Annotated in this window: 13 protein-coding genes; 3 read left to right on the plus strand and 10 right to left on the minus strand. The window is 55.7% G+C overall.

The annotated features are described in order from the left end of the window. Window positions 1-17: 17 nt before the first annotated feature. On the minus strand, window positions 18-1,664 hold the full coding sequence (locus GFB49_RS04955) for an amino acid ABC transporter ATP-binding/permease protein (protein ID WP_153214702.1): 1,647 nt from the start codon (window positions 1,662-1,664) through the stop codon (window positions 18-20). Beyond that, window positions 1,661-3,280, minus strand: coding sequence for an ABC transporter ATP-binding protein/permease (locus GFB49_RS04960; protein WP_153214703.1), 1,620 nt, complete (start codon window positions 3,278-3,280; stop codon window positions 1,661-1,663). The genes GFB49_RS04955 and GFB49_RS04960 overlap by 4 nt, the downstream gene beginning before the upstream one ends. Before the next feature lie 131 nt (window positions 3,281-3,411). Here GFB49_RS04960 and GFB49_RS04965 point away from each other — a divergent pair, with 131 nt between their 5' ends. After that, the gene (locus tag GFB49_RS04965; RefSeq protein ID WP_153214704.1) at window positions 3,412-3,873 is read left to right on the plus strand and encodes an RrF2 family transcriptional regulator; all 462 of its coding nucleotides are present in this window, start codon (window positions 3,412-3,414) and stop codon (window positions 3,871-3,873) included. Between the two features lie 46 nt (window positions 3,874-3,919). Here the strand turns inward: GFB49_RS04965 and GFB49_RS04970 are convergent, their stop codons facing one another. Further along, complete coding sequence (locus GFB49_RS04970; protein ID WP_153214705.1) at window positions 3,920-5,140, minus strand: APC family permease; 1,221 nt, start codon at window positions 5,138-5,140, stop codon at window positions 3,920-3,922. A gap of 479 nt (window positions 5,141-5,619) precedes the next feature. Between GFB49_RS04970 and GFB49_RS04975 the strand changes: the two genes are divergently transcribed. Further along, complete coding sequence (locus GFB49_RS04975; RefSeq protein WP_153214706.1) at window positions 5,620-6,069, plus strand: phasin family protein; 450 nt, start codon at window positions 5,620-5,622, stop codon at window positions 6,067-6,069. A 55-nt stretch (window positions 6,070-6,124) separates the two neighbouring features. Then, window positions 6,125-6,532 carry a universal stress protein gene (locus tag GFB49_RS04980; RefSeq protein WP_153214707.1) on the plus strand — a complete coding sequence of 136 codons (408 nt, stop codon included), beginning with the start codon at window positions 6,125-6,127 and terminating at the stop codon, window positions 6,530-6,532. Between the two features lie 181 nt (window positions 6,533-6,713). Here the strand turns inward: GFB49_RS04980 and GFB49_RS04985 are convergent, their stop codons facing one another. From GFB49_RS04985 to hpaI, 7 genes are all read right to left on the minus strand, one after another. Then, window positions 6,714-8,504, minus strand: coding sequence for a methyl-accepting chemotaxis protein (locus GFB49_RS04985; protein ID WP_153214985.1), 1,791 nt, complete (start codon window positions 8,502-8,504; stop codon window positions 6,714-6,716). A gap of 641 nt (window positions 8,505-9,145) precedes the next feature. Next, window positions 9,146-9,856: a substrate-binding periplasmic protein gene (locus tag GFB49_RS04990; RefSeq protein ID WP_153214708.1), complete on the minus strand. Its 711-nt coding sequence runs from the start codon at window positions 9,854-9,856 to the stop codon at window positions 9,146-9,148. Between the two features lie 251 nt (window positions 9,857-10,107). Beyond that, window positions 10,108-11,160 (minus strand): 2,3-butanediol dehydrogenase, encoded by a 1,053-nt coding sequence (locus GFB49_RS04995; RefSeq protein ID WP_153214709.1) that lies wholly within the window; start codon window positions 11,158-11,160, stop codon window positions 10,108-10,110. A 69-nt stretch (window positions 11,161-11,229) separates the two neighbouring features. Then, a complete protein-coding gene (locus GFB49_RS05000) occupies window positions 11,230-13,029 on the minus strand; it encodes an NAD(P)/FAD-dependent oxidoreductase (protein WP_153214710.1) in 1,800 nt (599 codons plus the stop codon). Between the two features lie 140 nt (window positions 13,030-13,169). Further along, window positions 13,170-14,903: a sigma-54-dependent Fis family transcriptional regulator gene (locus tag GFB49_RS05005; protein ID WP_153214711.1), complete on the minus strand. Its 1,734-nt coding sequence runs from the start codon at window positions 14,901-14,903 to the stop codon at window positions 13,170-13,172. A 135-nt stretch (window positions 14,904-15,038) separates the two neighbouring features. Beyond that, a complete protein-coding gene (locus GFB49_RS05010; RefSeq protein ID WP_153214712.1) occupies window positions 15,039-15,770 on the minus strand; it encodes a metallophosphoesterase family protein in 732 nt (243 codons plus the stop codon). 27 nt (window positions 15,771-15,797) lie between these two features. Further along, complete coding sequence (gene hpaI / locus GFB49_RS05015) at window positions 15,798-16,574, minus strand: 4-hydroxy-2-oxoheptanedioate aldolase (RefSeq protein WP_153214713.1); 777 nt, start codon at window positions 16,572-16,574, stop codon at window positions 15,798-15,800. Window positions 16,575-16,577: the final 3 nt, after the last annotated feature.

The following is a 16,577-nucleotide window of genomic DNA, read 5'->3' on the forward strand; positions in this document are numbered from 1 at the left end:
TTAGCAGCGTAACGGCATTACGCGCGGATCACCGGGACGATGCCATCCGCCTGGGCACGCTCAGCCTGGCGGTGGGCCGCAACAAGAAAGGCCGCATTTGGCAAGGCATCGCGCAGGCCCGTCATGACCAGATCTGCGGTGGCGTCGTCCAATCCTTCGGTGGGTTCATCCAGCAACAACAGATCGGGACGCCGCAGGATCGCCCGTGCCAGGATCAGCCTGCGTGCTTCTCCTCCCGACAGCCCGGAACCGCGCGGCCCCAGTTTGAGGTCCAGTCCGCCCCGGTTCTGCAGCACCTTGTGCAGGCAGACAGTTTCCAGCGCGCGCCATAGGGCGGCGTCGCTTGCAGTGGGGTCCGCAAGCCTCAGATTGTCGGAAATGGTGCCCGCAATCAGCGCGGATCGCTGCGTGACCAGAACAGCTTTGCGGGTCATGGCGTCCATCGATACTTGCGCCGGGTCACATCCCAAAGCGCGGACAATGCCCTGCGCAGGCACAAGAGCCCCAATGGCCAACAGCAAGACCGTGCTTTTCCCGCTGCCGCTTGCACCCTCCAAGACAACGGTTTCACCCGGCGCAACGGACAGGGAGATCGGTTTGAACATCGCTTTGCCTTGGGTGGCAAAGGTGGTGTTGTACATCTCTAACCCCTGACCGCTTAACGGAGGTTTGGGGTCATCCCATGCCAGGTCCGGCGCCTTGAGGGCGGGGCGGACACGGGCGGCGGCTTTGGTCATCTTGCCAATCTCGGACAAGGCGCGCCGAACGGGGGCCACCGCCTCCCCCAAAGCAAGTGCGGCAAACACGCCAATTGCAGCTTGGGCGGTCTCGATCACGTCGGCCTGGACCAATGTGATCCCGACCATCAAGCAGCCCGATGTGACCAAAGCCGTGACCATATCCATCAGCATGCCTGTCTGTCGTTCGATCTGGTCCAGGCGACGGCGGGACTGCGCGGCTTTGTCAAAGGCGTGGATCGTATGGTCGCGCGCGCGGGGCAGCTGCCCGAATACGGTCAGGTCATCGCGTCCGGACAAAAGGTCGACCATTCGGCTGCGCCCCGCCTGCAGCGCAGCTTCGGCCAGACGTGCAGGTGATTTTGCAACGCCTTGGCCAATACAGAAAACCCCCGTCGGCAAGACAAGATATCCAGCCGCAAGGATCGCAGCGACGCTGGGGTGAACAATCCACCACAAAACCAGTGACGTGATGAGGATTGCTGCGCTGCCTGCAAGGGCTGGGATGACCAACCGCAACAACGCGCCGTCCAAGGCGTCGGTATCCGCGGTAATCCGGTTCAGCTCGGAATTGGCACGCAGGCGTTCCAAAGCGCGATATGGGCGGGTGAGCAACCCACGCAGCAAGGACACACGCAGTTCCGAGACGGCCCGAAGGGTGGCGTCATGGGTCAGGATCCGCTCCCCATAGCGCGCGGCTGTGCGCCCAAGCGCGAGGAAGCGGACCATTGCGGAGGGCGCAAAAACGTTGAACAGAATGCCGATCCCCGCCATGCCGGCCGCGGCCGTTGCCAGGATAAACCAGCCGGACAGTGCCAGCAGGGCCACGCCCATAACAAGCACCACGAAGGCCAGAGCAAACCCGCGCGCCAGCGCTTGACGCTCGTTGCGTATGATAAGGTAAATGATGGCGATCAGATCTGTCATGCGGCGTCTGTATCCCGTTGGATAGAAACGCGTTTTTGCAGCCTGTTGATCAGCGCGGTATCATGCGATGCCACCAGCAATGTGCCGCCGTCTTTTGTGAACTGCAGCAGGCTGTCGCTGATCCGGCGCGCGGTCTCTGCATCCAGATCAGCTGTTGGCTCATCGGCAATAAGCACGCGTGGAGCGCCATGCAGCGCACGGGCCAGGGTCACACGCCGGCCTTCACCGCCGGACAAACCCGCGCCACGCTCACCCAACCGGGTGAGGTCGCCGCGTGGTAAATCCTGGATAATGGTCTCCAGCCCCGCAGCCACAAGGGTGTCATCTGATACCGGTGCGCCCAGGCCCACATTGTAGCGGAGCGAGCCATTAAAGAAATGCGGAGCCTGTGGCATCCAACCGATGGAGGCGCGCCATTGATTGGCGTTTTCCTCGGTCAGGGCAACGCCGTCGATCAGGATTGTGCCCCTGTCCGGTTGCTCCAAGCCAGCGATTAAACGCAGCAATGTGGTCTTTCCGGCTCCGCTGACACCTTCAAGCGCAAGGCTTTCGCCGGGTTCGATGCGGATGTTTGGGTAAGTGATGCCACGGTGGTGCAGGTTTTGAATTGCAATTGAAGGCGTGTGGGACAAGGCGGGCTCAGTTGCGCCATGTCCCAGACGTTTCGCGCGGTCCTCGTCGCGCCACGCGGCCAGTTCGTCCATCACAGCATCTACCGCCGCACGGTCATGCCAGGCGGCGGCAAGATCACGCAGCGGCTGAAAGAACTCGGGCGCCATCAGCAGAAGATATACGCCTGCGACGGGCGTCAACGGCACGCCCCACCCGCCCCAATTCAGCTCACCCAAAAGGGTGAAGCCGACCCAGATGGCGACCAAAGCAACGCCAAGCGCAGAGAAAAGCTCCAGCACCGTCGAGGACAGAAAGGCAATCTGCAAAACGGCCATGGTGCGCTGGCGCAGGGTATCGCTTGCGCGGGCGAATGTCTCGACGGTTGATTTGCCTGCACCCAACAATTGCAGATCTGAAAGAGCCGCCAGACGGTCCACCAAAAGATCGCTGAGCTGCCCGATTTCCTGCATTTGACGGGCGCTGGCCTCCTTGGCAGCCCAGCCTACCAAAGCCATAAACACTGGGATCAAGGGGCCCGCCACAAGAAGGACAATGGCCACAGCCCAGCTGTGCCAAGCGGTCAGACACAGGATCACGGCAGGCAGCACCAGCACACGCAGTCGCGCCGGGCGATAGCGCAGCAAAGCTGGGCGCAGGGTCTCAAGCTTTTCCGCCACCAGCGCCGCCAATGCCCCTTCTCCGGCCAGGGTAGAGGCAGAGGCCGACGCGGCCTCTCGTGTCACGATTTCCTGCCGCAGCTCGGTGATTTTCGCCTCTGCAGCCTGCGACAGGCATCGTTGGGCCGCAGCCTCTGTTGCTGTGCGCAAGGCCCAAAGCAGAAACAGCGCGGCCCCCGCAGCGATGGCCGAGACATCGTCGCCCATCAACAAACGCCCCAAAACACGTGCGATGACCGCCGCACCACAGAGCCAGATCAGGCTGGCCAGGACGGATAGCCACGCGCCGATCATTTCGCTTTTGCGGGTTTGAACCATCGACCTCATGCGTCTGTCCGCTCACATTAATCTGCATCTAGGATGTGTAATTAGGTGTTTTCCATGTGAAAAGACTTGATCTGGCTCAAGGTATAAGAAGGTTTTGAAGTGCAGGAATGTCCAATCCTTGGAGGTATTGCATGCGACTGACAATTCGAACCAACCTCGCGGCGCGCATCCTGATGGCCTGCGCCGACAATCCAGGCCGACTGCTCAAGACGGCTGAGGTGGCAGAGATGTGCAACTGCTCCACCAACCATGCGGCCCATGTGGTCCAGCGTCTTCATATCGAAGGGTTTGTCTCAACCCTGCGGGGGCGGGCCGGTGGGTTCACGCTGGCACGCCCTGCGGATGCGATCTCGATGGGGGCGGTCTTTCGCGTGTTTGAAGGCGACATTCCCTTTGCCGAGTGTTTCGACCCTGAAACCAACACGTGCCCCTTAAGCGGGGCGTGCCGCCTGAAACGCTACATCGAACGCGCGCTGGATGCGTTTTATCACGAGCTGGACATGGTGACATTGCGGGATCTTGTGCAGGGAAATTGCGGCCTGAGCGCGCTGTTGCAGCTCAAACCCTCCATGCCGGAAAATTGCCAACCCTAACCTTGCTGCTGGCCTGTCCCATTCCCTCCCTGAGCGGCGCACTTGTTTAAAGAAACCCTGCGCTGAACAGCAAAATGCTGGTCATCACCCCAAGAATGGGGACGAACACCGGAACGCGGAAGTGCTCGCTGGGGGTGTCCGCTTGACGCTTCAAGAGGATCAGGGAGGCGTTCACCAACACAAAGACGCCAAGCACGATCTGGGATGTGCGTTCGGCCAGAACCCCAATGGGAAGGGATTGGGTGAGCACCAGAATTATGCCAACGATCAGAAGCGTCGCGACCACCGGTGTCTGCGTTCTTTGCGGCACAGTGGCCAAGGCCTTGGGCAGCTGCCCCCGATCCGCAAGCCCATAAATCACCCGCGAGGCCATGATCATCTGGATCAGCACGCCATTGACCGTTGCGACAATCGCAACGGCTGAAAAGCCCTGTTTTACAACCTCTGGTGCATCCGCAAAAACAAGGGCAAGCGGCGCAGCAGAGGTTGCAAGTACATCACTGGGAACCACAAACAACACCGTCACGGATGTCCCAAGATACAAAACAGTGGCCAAAACAAGGGTCAACATGATCGCTTTGGGGATAGTGCGGACGGGGTCTTTCACCTCCTCTGCGACATTTGCCATGTCTTCAAATCCAACAAAGGCAAAGAAGGCGAGCAGCGAAGCCGCAAAGACAAGTCTTAAGGCGTCGATCTCAAGCGGGGGGAGCATCGACGTGATTGGGTATCCTTGCGGATCCTGCACCGACATACCCCAGCCGATCACAAACAGGAGCCCGGCGATCTCGATAACTGTGATAACCGCTGCGACCATGACGGATTGTGTGATGCCCCAGAGCGCGATCAGCCCCATAATCGAAACCACGCCGATGGTTAAGAGGGGGACAGACAGCCCCGTCAGCGCGTGCAGGTAAGAGGCTGCCCCAATTGCAACGGCTGAGGCGGAGATTACACCAGACATGGCAACGGCGAGGCCCACACATACAGCCAGCCAGCTTTTTTCAAATCCGGCCTCAACATAGGCGGCTTCGCCTGCGCTGACGGGAAATCGTGTTGCAAGCTCTGCATAAGAAAGGGCCGTCAATGATACAACGAGCGCCGCCACAACAAATGAAAACGCCGCATAGGGTCCTGCGATGTCGGCCGTAGCGCCGACCAGCACATAAATTCCAGCACCCACAGTTACGCCCAGACCATAAAGCGTCAACAAAGGGGTCGTCAGGGCACGACGAAGTTTCGGTTCTTGTGGCTCAACTGTGTTCATAAGCTTTCCAAAGACCACCTTGCAGCCGGGGTGCAGGCGGTGTCCGTCCTCTTCTTGGCCCGTGTGCGTGACGTGGGTTGACCCCAAGGGATCGCCACATCGTTTGTCTTGAGTCTCAACTTCAATTCGCTATGGCGACCGATCAATCGCCGGACGCGCGTCTCTTTGCCTGCCAAACAGCCAAACGGAAGGCACCCTGGGTTCAAATGCTGTTCGCACCGACTTTTGCAAAACAGTGTGACAGTAGAGGGCGCGCAGGCTGAGGCAATTCCATTTCACCGCTTAGATCGACCAAGGACATTGATCTGCCTCAACCAAAGGACCGTGTTGGGTGTTTGCGGTTTTGGGGTGAGGTTTTGCATGTGGATCAACACGACACAGCCGCCCAGCAGGAAACATTCAAGATCTTGATCTTTATCAACACGAGGGGTCTCAGCAGGTGTTAATTTGCACCATTCGTTAATGAGGAGGAACTTTCGATGTCACAACTGAAGCCAAGCTCAAACTATCCCGCATCTCTTGTAGAGAGCCTGAAGAACGTGAAGCTGCCCCTTGCGGAAAATTCGATCTACAGCGCGCAGATCGAGCAGTTTTGGGATGCCCAAGAAAAGATGCTCGAAGAGACCGAGGCCTTTGCACAGCATTGGTTTGAACGTCGACACGAAGCCGTCCGAACCGCTCTGGAAACGGCCCGCAACGTCTCAGAGGCAAACCCGTCTGAACCCACCGAGGCCATTCAGAACCTCACGGAATGGCAACGCAATTCAGCCGCACGCTTGGTTGCAGACGCTCAGGAATGGCTCGAGATTATGACGCGCTGTGCAACTTATGTTGCCGAAACCGAGGCGGAAGCCGTCGATAAAACAGTGGATGATGTTACCGCCAGAGCGCGGAGCGCAACAAAATCATCGAACTCTGACCCGGTATAACGGGCCGCCAGCGCAAAACAATTCAAAGTGACTGGAGCCGAAGAAAGGAGTTCCCATGTACAAGAACATACTGATCCCGGTTGTACTGAACCGAGAAAACGATACCCCAGCATCCTTTGAGGCGGCGCGCCAGCTGGCTGATACGGATGCAGTGTTTACTGTATTGCACGTCCAAGAGCCGATCCCGGCCTACGTAAGCGCTCAGATACCCAGCGATGTGCTGGCGAACACGCGGCATGACGTTTTGGAAGGTTTACAACAATGCGCCTCTGAGCTACCCGAAGCCAAAGTACAGCTTATCTCTGGTCATCCCGGCCGGGCCATTGTTGACTTTGCCAATGAAAACAAGGTCGATTGCATCGTTCTGGCGTCGCATAAGCCCGGCTTTGAAGACTTCTTGCTGGGCTCAACGGCCAATAGAGTTGTGCATCACGCAAAATGTTCGGTGCACGTGATCCGCTGAACCGTTTTACGCCTGAATTTTTGGGGAGTGCCGTTGTTGAACCCTTTGGTTGCACACCCTCCCCTATTTATTCTCAGGATAAATGCGCAACCAAATTGGATCGCTTTTTGGGTTGTCAGGACAGCTAAGGAAAGCCCACGAACCGCGCAGCAGGCCGGTCACTCCTCTTTGAGAGCACAGATCAGAAGTCTGTCCACTGGGCTCTTCCGCCGCCTGCGACTGCGGTCGTCGTCTCCTCAGGCACGGACCACTCGTCGTCTTCAAAGCTGACCGTTTGCCTTTGGGTCATCTGCACAACTGCAGCTCCTTCCTTCAGCTTGAAGTACGAAACCATCTTGGAGAGATTTGCCGCGTCTCCCTTCAACATGTGGCTTGCTGCGGTCGCTTCCTCGACCATGGCCGCGTTTTGCTGCGTAACTTTGTCCAATTCGATCATACCGGTGTTGATCTCAGCCAAACCGCCCGACTGCTCGCTTGCCCCTTGTGCAATTTCGGAGATCAATCCCGAGATCTGCGTTACCTGGCCAACGATACTGTGTAATGCTTCGCCGGTTTTGCCGACAAGATCCACGCCATGCTCCACCTGACGGTATGAATCTCCAATGAGCGTCTTAATCTCGGTTGCAGCGTCAGATGATCTTTGTGCAAGCGCGCGAACCTCTGAGGCCACCACAGCAAAACCACGACCTGCTTCTCCTGCCCGCGCGGCTTCCACGCCCGCATTCAAGGCCAACAAGTTTGTTTGAAAGGCGATATCATCAATAACCCCGATGATCTGCGAGATACGGTTTGACGATTCCTGAATGGCGTTCATCGCTTCGACCGCACTGCTGACCACTTCGCTGCTGTCTACGGCTTCACTTTTTGCGTCTTGCATTGTCTCAGACACGCTTGATGCGCCATCTGCCGCTTTGCGAACAGAGGCTGTCAGCTCATCCAAAGCAGCAGCGGTCTCTTCCAATGTCGCCGCTTGGCTTTCCGTCCGGCGAGCTAGATCGTCCGAAGCTTGGGTGATTTCACTCGAGCCGCTGCGAATACTCTCGGCTGTTCCCACAACCGAAGAAATCGTCTCGCGCAGGCGATCAATCAGAGAATTGAAATCTGTGCGCAGCTGCTCATATTTTTCCGGGAACGTGTTTTCAATTGAATTGGTCAAATCACCCGTCGCCAATTTCCCAATGGCATCACTTAGCCGATCCACAACTTGTTGCTGTGCGGCATCCGCGCGATGCTTCTCTTCTTCCATGCGTTTTGCTTCGGCGTTCGCATCGCGAAACGACACCAGCGCCTTACCAAGGGCGCCAATCTCATCTCGGCGTTCAGCCTCGGGAATTTCTCGATTCTGATCGCCCTTTTGGAGCGCATCAATGTGAGAAACAACTGTGGCAATCGGATTTGCCACACCCGAGGAAATCAAAAACAGCATAACCGCGAAGGACGCAAAGAACACAAGCCCAAGGACCGTTGCAGTGATATTTGCAGAGTTAACTTCTTGCGCAATGATTGAAGTATCAAGCGCCCAAATTAAGCTACCGGCCACCTCTCCGTCAAAAGAAAGGGGCGTCTGGAAGAAGGTCAGTGCGCCAGCCTCTTGGCGCAAGGTCTCAGCCTCGAGCATCGCAACCGATGTTTCTAACCATGACGGTTCCATTTGACCGGATTTTGAAGTTTCGGCAAGAACGTCGCCCGCGCTGACGACCTGGGCAAAAACAAAGGAGTCTTGCTGTGACAAGGATTGAAGCGTCGAATCCGCCAATTCACTATCGTAATTCCATGCGGCCGTCGCGAGCGGTGCTGCGACATAGGAATTCGTGAGAGCGACTTTCTCCTCAAATGCCTCATAAAGCGCATTGGACAGCGTATTTGCCCAAAAAACTGTTATCACGAACATCATGATAAGCAGACCTGTGAGCCCCGGCAAAAGAATCTTTAATTTTACCGGCATGTTTTTGAAACGAGTGGTTTTCAGCATCGGATTAACCTTTAAGATACATTTACCTTCATTGGACTGGATATTTTCTCGCCATTTCACATCGGATATCGTCTGATACGATTTCTCCAGACATTGAAGAGGCGCACCCATTTCAAGACGGCCGTTTTACAAACGGTGATTGAAGACATTTTGGAGGTTGACCGTGGCGTGCGGAGTCCCATGCCAATTCTTGCGCGTAGCGCGTGATCGTGGCTGCGGCAAAATTGAAGCAAGCAAACCGAAACTTTTGCATCACAGCGCCCTATCGCGCTTTGCACATTTTTCGCGTTACGTAACAGCAGATTTGTAGACGTCGCGAAACATTGGTTGGAGCATTTCAATGGCAAAGGATGCCTTGAGACATACAACCCTCGACTCACACACTGTGTTAACTCCGACACCTTCGTCACCTAGAAAATCACGTCTCTAGTCACGTTGTCGCACCCTTGCAGTTAATTCCGCGTTATCGGATGAAAATTTAGATGTAAAAAATTGAAAAATACTTGGGCGACCAGATGGCTGCACCGGATATGTTTTCGCTAGGGCCATCGCCTTAAAGTAAAAGCATCAAAGTATGCTCCCCATGCCCACACAAAAAAGGGCGACCAAAGATCGCCCTTCCTTCCAAGTATCTGCATCAATTAACGGTACTTGCCCGCAATTTCCGCCTGAACACCCTCTGCGATCATAGCATCCAAGGCGGTTTGCATGCGCGCGATGAGGTCCGCATCTGTCCCCTTGCTGCAGGCCACCGACATGATGGTCTCAGAAAGAGTTAGAACCGCTTCCATTGGCTGACCTTCGGCAACCGCCGACTCATAAAATGACCCAGATGTAACCAGTAGATCGATACGGCCTGCTTTAAGTTTTTTCACAGTCACCTCGAAGTTGGGCGACAGATCTGTCAGTTCGAATCCGTTGTCTTTCAGGACACCAACTGTATAGTCACCAGTCTGAGTGCCCGTTCGAAGAGCGCGCGCATCTTCAATGGAGTTTACATTGACGTCGCTGCCTTTGAGTTTGACCAGAACGGTCTTGTCCGCGCTCAAAGGTTCAACCCACTGAAAACGTGCGTCACGCTCTTCAGTGTGAGTGGTAGCAAAAACGCAGGTGTTTGGCTTTTTTTCAGCCAGATTAATCGCACGCGACCATTGTGTCAGTTCCAGACTATAATCCAAACCGGCACGTTGCATCATCTGTTTCACTTGATCAGTCGCGACGCCGACGATTTCTCCGTCTTGCTCGAAGTTCAAGGGCGCATAGTCTTCGGTAAAGAAGCTAATGCTTTCAGCTTGTACAGAAGACGCAAGACCCATCGCGCAAACGGCGGCAATCTTAAAAACGTTGTTCATCACGTGTGTTCCCTAAGGTTGGATTAGATATGTGACAAACGGATCTTTCCTCTCAAAGAATGGAAATTTAGTTTATAAGAAGGAAACCTGCCCAAATAATTGGCTTTTTGTTGACGGTACTCTGGCGTTGTTACTGGCTCCCTTGTTTCGCAGCAAAGCGTCCTTGCATCTGCGTCAGACCTGAACATCTTTTGGGTGTAAGAATGTGGGCGCAGCTTGACTGGCTGCGCCCACATTTCGTTGAGATTAAACTACTCAGGCGCTTCCACCAAAATTTTAACATGAGACTTCTCTTCCACCAGGGCGTCAAAGCCTTCGGTGACTATATCGTCGATGGAAATGCGTTTATTCACTAGGTTTTCCGCTTGGAAATAGCCCTGCAGCATCAATTCCATCACCGCTGGGAAGACATGGCGATAAGCGATAGAACCCTTGATCTGGCGCTCTTTGAGAACAACGGTATTGGGATGGAAGGAGGCATCACCTTCCCAGATTGACACCACCAGAATCTGGCCGTCATGCAGGGTTGAATCGATGCATTGCGGCAGAACCTGCGGCACACCAGTGACCTCAAAAGCCACGTGCACGCCGCCGGATGCGTCCCGGATCGCCTGAACCGCGTCTTGGGACATCGGATCAATGACCTGTGTGGCCCCCAGTTCCAGCGCTTTGGCACGGCGGACCTCAGAGGGTTCTACTACGTAAATCTGAGATGCCCCTGCAACCCGCAGCGCTTCCACGACCAACAGGCCGATCGGCCCCGCACCAAAAACAGCGGCCTTGTCGCCTGCTTTGATCGACGAAAGACGCACCGCATGCAGCGCCACGGCCGCCGGTTCCACCAAGGCGCCCTGCTCCATCGAAAGGCCATCGGGCATCTTGTGGACCATACGCGCCGGAATAACCGAGTGGGAGGCAAATCCACCATGACCGCCAGATAGGCCAACAAAACCAAGTTGGTCATCAAGATTGTATTTTCCTTCCAGCGACGCTTGGCTGGTTTCACTTGCAAAGATCGGCTCAATCGCAACCTTATCGCCCACCTCAAGCCCTGAGACACCTTCCCCAAGCTCAGTGACAACACCGGAGTATTCATGTCCCATTGTGATGGGCGCCTTATCGCCGCTCAGCGGATGAGGCGCGTCAACCGGAATAAAAATCGGACCCGCAAGATATTCATGTAAATCGCTGCCACAGATCCCTGTCCAGGCCACTTTGACCTTGACCTCCCCAGGACCAGCCACGGGCTCTGGCACATCCTCAACACGGATATCTTTAACGCCATACCAACGTGCTGCTTTCATAATAATCTCCTTAAGTTTGATCGGGCGCCCAGCCTATTGGCTGGGCGTTGATGATGGCCGGTGACGTCCTCAAGACAAGTGATGGACGTCCTGAAGGCCATAGATCGGGGTATCTAGCCCCTCCATCCGCGCCTTCAGTTGCAACGCGAGATACAGGGAATAGTGCCTGGATTGGTGAAGGTTACCGCCGTGGAACCAGAGGTTCGGCTGCTGGGTCGGCTTCCACATATTACGCTGTTCGCCTTCCCATGGGCCGGGGTCTTTGGTGGTGTCAGAGCCCAGACCCCAAACTTTGCCCACCTTGTCCGCAGTTTCCTGATCGATGAGGTCAGCAACCCAGCCATTCATGGAGCCAAAACCCGTGGCCATGACAACCAGGTCTGCCTCCAATTTGGTGCCGTCGCCAAGGACAATCCCGTCGCTGACAAAATGGTCCACCTGCCCCTGAGCCAGTTTGACTTCGCCATCGATGATCAGCTGGCTTGCGCCAACATCGATATAGTAGCCCGAGCCACGCCGCAGATATTTCATAAAGAGACCCGAGCCGTCGTCGCCCCAGTCGAGTTTAAACCCGGCTTTTTCAAGGCCGGCATAGAAGTCGGCGTCCCGCTCACGCATCTGGTCATAAAGCGGGATCTGGAATTCATGCATGATACGGTAAGGCAAAGAGGCAAAGATCATATCTGCCTTCTCGGTTGTGACACCGTTGTCCAGCGCGTCTTCGGAGTACAACCCACCAAGACCAATATCCATGAGAGTGTCAGAGCGCACGATATGGGTCGAGGAACGCTGCACCATGGTCACATCGGCATCCGCTTCCCAGAGCGCTGCAGAAATGTCATGTGCCGAGTTGTTGGAGCCGACAACCACAACCTTTTTACCGGTCCAGTCATCGGGACCTTCATGTTGCGAAGAATGTTGAATCTGACCGTTGAAGTCTTCCATGCCCGGGAAAGTCGGCATGTTCATTTTACCAGACATACCAGTTGCAAAAATAAGCTGGGTCGGGCGCAACGTTACATTTTCACCGTCGCGGTTCACCTCAACAATCCAGGTACCCGACGCCTCATCAAAGCGCGCATTTGTCACCTCGGACTTGGACCAATAGTTGATCTCCATCACTTTGGTGTACATTTCCAACCAGTCGCCGACCTTATCCTTGGGCGTGAACACGGGCCAGTTGTCAGGAAATTTGATGTAGGGCAGATGGTCGTACCAAATCGGGTCATGCAAGCAGAGCGATTTGTAACGGCTGCGCCATTGGTCGCCAGGACGTTCATGTTTGTCCAAAACGATGGTTGGAACACCCAGTTGCCGCAACCGCGCCCCAAGGGCGATCCCGCCTTGGCCACCGCCAATGATCACCGTGTAGGGCTGCGTGTCATAGCCCAGCGATGCGGCTTCCGCCTCGCGCTTTTCTTTCCATGTAACCCGGTTTTTCTTGGCACCATGTTCCGCACCCATGGGCCTGCGGCGCCCGCGTGGCTCTTCGAAGCCTTTGAGCTCTTGCAAAGCGGTCAGCAATGTCCAGATGCGCCCATCTCTGATGCGGATTAAGCCGGTACCGCGACCAAGCTTTGTTTCAAAGTTGATCCAGGCGGTGATTACGCCATCTTCCTCGGTCGGTACTTCTTTTGGTTGGATCTGAAATCCACCGGGGCCGGTCTTCGCCAATTGATGGATCAGCAGGTCACCGACACCAGATGGGCCTTCCACTGTTTTGATGTTCCAGGTGACCGACACAATATCGCGCCAATAACAATCATCCGCGAACAGAGCCTTTGCTGCTTCGATATCGCCCTCCTCCAAAGCGATATTCAAGGCGTCCAATATTTCTTGTGTTTTGCTTGGAACTGTTGAATCAAGCATCGCATATCCTCCTCAGTCTGCGTGTGCTGAAGAAGTATCGCTGCCGATTTCAGCGCGGATCTATTGTCTTGCAGTCGTAATCTGCGAAGAAATGCATCTCTGCGTTGCGGCATGTTGCAGACGCAACAGCGCGCAACAGATCAGCTTGGCGGTTTGAGCCCCGATTTCCGGATCCGCCGCAGGATTGTTGAACGATTGACGCCCAAACGACGCGCGGCCTGTGACATGTTCCAATCGCAGGCTTCCAAGGTCTCTTCCAAACTTTCTTCACCGCGGGTAGCAGATTCAATTGGGGCCGGCAGATCAGGCAGGTCGATGACAGAACCGTCGCTGAGCGCGAGTGTCACATCTAGAACATGCTCCAATTCACGCAGATTGCCGGGCCAGGATCGGCCCAGAAGATTCACCCGTGCAGAGGGGGAAAGACGGATCTCATCCGGTGCGCGACGGCGCAGCAGGCGATCGATCAGCCAACTCAGGTCCTGTCGTTGACGCAGAGGTGGCATCGCGAGCACCGTGCCGCAAAGACGGTGAAACAAGCTGCTGGGAAGATCAAGGTCCGCAGGATCCAGACAGCAGGTGGACAACGGCCGGATATCGCTGCGTTCGTCCAAAAGCGACGCGAGTGAATGCGCAGCCTCTTCGGTCATATTCTCCACCCGGCGCAAGAGCAAAGTTGTAGCCCCCGTGGTCTTGTCGCAGGCTGCACGCAGCCCATCAGAGGTTAGGCCCGCGCAATTGACTGTGACAAAACCTGCCGTTTGACCTGCCATATGGATCGCACGGGCAAGGCGGCATTTTCCGCAACCTGTTTCGCCAGTGATCAGCAGTGGCACCTGTGTCCGCGACAGTTTTTCGGCCTTTTCCAACAGTCTCCCCATACCCGGATCTCCACCGGCCAGCCCAGCGAGAACCCCGCCAAGAGGTTTTTGCGGAGCCATAGGCGAAAGCGCGCGGCGTGGGCTTTCTGGTGCAATTGCATGACCAAAGAGTGCGCCACCGTCCCCCATCTCTACGATGCGTTCCTCGGTTGGACGGTTACGCATTAGGTCTGGCAGATCGTCAACCGAAACGCCCATTACCTCATCAATGCGTCGGCCAAGGATGGGTGCGCCGTCAGGGAAGAGTTTGCGCGCGTCTCTTGTGTAACCGATGACTTTGCCGGAACCGTCCAGCCGCACAGCGGCTTCGGGATCAACATCCAGAAATTCAGGGCTACTGGAGAGACGCAAAACCCAATCGCGGCGGCTCTCTGCCATCAGGTTTGCCATTTCCACCCGACGCGCGGCATTTGTGACCAGGTTCATGGCAAGGTTCTGGCTGCTTTTGGCTGCAGGTGAACGGAGAAGCGAAATATCCAGCACTGCCGTAAGTTTGCCCAGGCTGTCAAATATCGGCGCCGCGGTGCACGACAGCGTGGTGTGGGCATTTCCAAAATGATCACTCTGATGCACGGTCACCGGCTCTTCGGTAACAATGCAGGCCCCAACACCGCAGGTGCCGGCCAGTTCCTCGGACCAATTCGAGCCTAAATAAAGCCCTGCGCCTCTTAAATCGTCCAGAAACAGATCATCGCCAAAGAAATCAACACAAACCCCTTGGGCATCCGTAAGAAGCAGCACATAGTTCTGCCCCGCGACCTGGCGAAACAGGCTTTGCAGGCCGGAGCGCGCCGCTGCGATCATCCACTCGGCCTGTTTACGATGGGCCTTCAACTCGGTTTCGGTGACAATATGAGCCGGATCACTGCGCAGCGGATCCATCCCATAAAGCTCTACACAGCGCCGCCATGAGGCCGAAACAAAAGTATCCCGGCCTGTCGGCGCTCCGTCTAAAACACGTTCGATTTCCTCAACATGCTGCCGTGTTTGCATCCCCACCTCCCTGATGCGGAACAGGCTAACACAAAGACAAAGCAACACATGAGTAAAAAGCGATCAAGCGGTTCTGAGACAATCAGCCACGGTGCAGTCCCAGCACTGCGACATCCCCTTTATCGACCCAAGGTTTCATCCGGGTAAAAGGCGTTTTCTGCCCTCTGAGGTTAAGATCGAGCATTCTTGCCCTTCGAAAACGGCCGCCGTCAGCGGATGCCCGTATCCAGCGCCACTGTCCAAATTGATGCGATTGCCATAATGCGTTGGTGCATCAATATGCGTGTGTCCATGAACAACCAACCGTCCATGGTCGCGCGTGTCCTCCAAGAATTCATCGCGGATCCAAATAAGATCATCCGGGTCCTGATCCACCAATTCCACACCGGGTCGAATGCCCGCGTGAACGAACAAGAGCCCCTCTTCACAGTGCGAGTGTTTAAGCTGGTTCAGGAAGTCCACATGAGCTTTTGGGATGGCTTCCTTGGCTCGCGCGTGAACCTCATAGGTTCGGGCCCCCTCTTCTATCTCGATCCCATAGCAGGCCAATGTCGACCGGCCACCGATACGCGGGTGAAGCCAATCGTACCCAACCAAAAGCCGGGCATCATTGCGCGGATAGTCCTCCATAAACATGGCAAACATCTGATCATGATTGCCAAGCAGGAAATGCCAGTCACGCCCCTGGTCTCGTCCCTCGATCAACAAATCAAGAACTTCGGGGCTTCCGGGGCCGCGATCAGTATAGTCTCCCAGAAAGACAACCCGTGCATCCTGCCCACCATCTGCTTCAATTCGGGCCAAAGCAGCTTTCAACATCTCATGCTGACCGTGAATATCACCGATGGCGTAGATGGGTTGGGTCATATGCCTGTCCTTCCTGTGGGCAATTGCCTATTTGCGCAAAGCTTTTGCTGCCGCGGCACTGCCACGGATCGCCTTGGCAAACAATGTGACGTCAATATCTGTCGCCAGGAATGTGACCCCAATCTCTGCACATTCTTTCTGCATCTCGGGATCAAGGGTCAGAATTCCGGGGGCCTTGCCTGCAGCCTTGATACGTTTGAGGGCATCAAGAACTGCAGCTTTCACGTCGGGGTGGCCAGCCTTGCCGATATGTCCCATGTCCGCAGCCAGATCAGATGGTCCGATAAAGACACCGTCGATCCCGTCCACTTCCAAGATTTCATCAAGGGCTGCCATCCCCTTGCGATTTTCGACCTGAACAAGCAGACAAATTTCCTCTCGCGCAGTTTGCAAGTAGTCCGGAATACCCGAAAACTGCGATGCCCGCGCAAGTGCGGATCCGACACCACGTACCCCATGCGGTGGGTAAGTCACGGCTGCGACCAATTCACGGGCCTGCTCTGCGCTTTCAACCATAGGCACCAACAGCGACTGAATGCCCGCATCCAGCAGCTGCTTGATCATCCAAGTTTCCCCGATAACCGGACGCACCACAGCATGGCTGTTTGATGCGGCGATAACCTGCGCCTGCGCCAATAGCGACCGCAGATCATTGGGCGCGTGCTCGCCATCCAGCAGAAGCCAATCAAAGCCGGCATGGGCGCTGATTTCTGCCACATAAGGGTCGGCGAGTCCAAGCCAGCAGCCCAGTTGCATTTCGCCCGCATTCAAGGCGGCTTTAAACGGGTTATGAGGTGCTGGCATAGA

It is taken from the genome of Tritonibacter litoralis, from assembly GCF_009496005.1.
Taxonomy (GTDB): domain Bacteria; phylum Pseudomonadota; class Alphaproteobacteria; order Rhodobacterales; family Rhodobacteraceae; genus Epibacterium; species Epibacterium litoralis.

What these genes read in the sequence shown, in the direction of transcription:
- hpaI (WP_153214713.1), bottom strand. Translation starts at nt 16,574, where the DNA reads ATGCCAGCACCTCATAACCCGTTTAAAGCCGCCTTGAATGCGGGCGAA.
- GFB49_RS04995 (WP_153214709.1), bottom strand. Translation starts at nt 11,160, where the DNA reads ATGAAAGCAGCACGTTGGTATGGCGTTAAAGATATCCGTGTTGAGGAT.
- GFB49_RS04960 (WP_153214703.1), bottom strand. Translation starts at nt 3,280, where the DNA reads ATGAGGTCGATGGTTCAAACCCGCAAAAGCGAAATGATCGGCGCGTGG.
- GFB49_RS05005 (WP_153214711.1), bottom strand. Translation starts at nt 14,903, where the DNA reads ATGCAAACACGGCAGCATGTTGAGGAAATCGAACGTGTTTTAGACGGA.
- GFB49_RS04965 (WP_153214704.1), top strand. Translation starts at nt 3,412, where the DNA reads ATGCGACTGACAATTCGAACCAACCTCGCGGCGCGCATCCTGATGGCC.
- GFB49_RS04970 (WP_153214705.1), bottom strand. Translation starts at nt 5,140, where the DNA reads ATGAACACAGTTGAGCCACAAGAACCGAAACTTCGTCGTGCCCTGACG.
- GFB49_RS05000 (WP_153214710.1), bottom strand. Translation starts at nt 13,029, where the DNA reads ATGCTTGATTCAACAGTTCCAAGCAAAACACAAGAAATATTGGACGCC.
- GFB49_RS04990 (WP_153214708.1), bottom strand. Translation starts at nt 9,856, where the DNA reads ATGAACAACGTTTTTAAGATTGCCGCCGTTTGCGCGATGGGTCTTGCG.
- GFB49_RS04975 (WP_153214706.1), top strand. Translation starts at nt 5,620, where the DNA reads ATGTCACAACTGAAGCCAAGCTCAAACTATCCCGCATCTCTTGTAGAG.
- GFB49_RS04980 (WP_153214707.1), top strand. Translation starts at nt 6,125, where the DNA reads ATGTACAAGAACATACTGATCCCGGTTGTACTGAACCGAGAAAACGAT.
- GFB49_RS04955 (WP_153214702.1), bottom strand. Translation starts at nt 1,664, where the DNA reads ATGACAGATCTGATCGCCATCATTTACCTTATCATACGCAACGAGCGT.
- GFB49_RS05010 (WP_153214712.1), bottom strand. Translation starts at nt 15,770, where the DNA reads ATGACCCAACCCATCTACGCCATCGGTGATATTCACGGTCAGCATGAG.
- GFB49_RS04985 (WP_153214985.1), bottom strand. Translation starts at nt 8,504, where the DNA reads ATGCTGAAAACCACTCGTTTCAAAAACATGCCGGTAAAATTAAAGATT.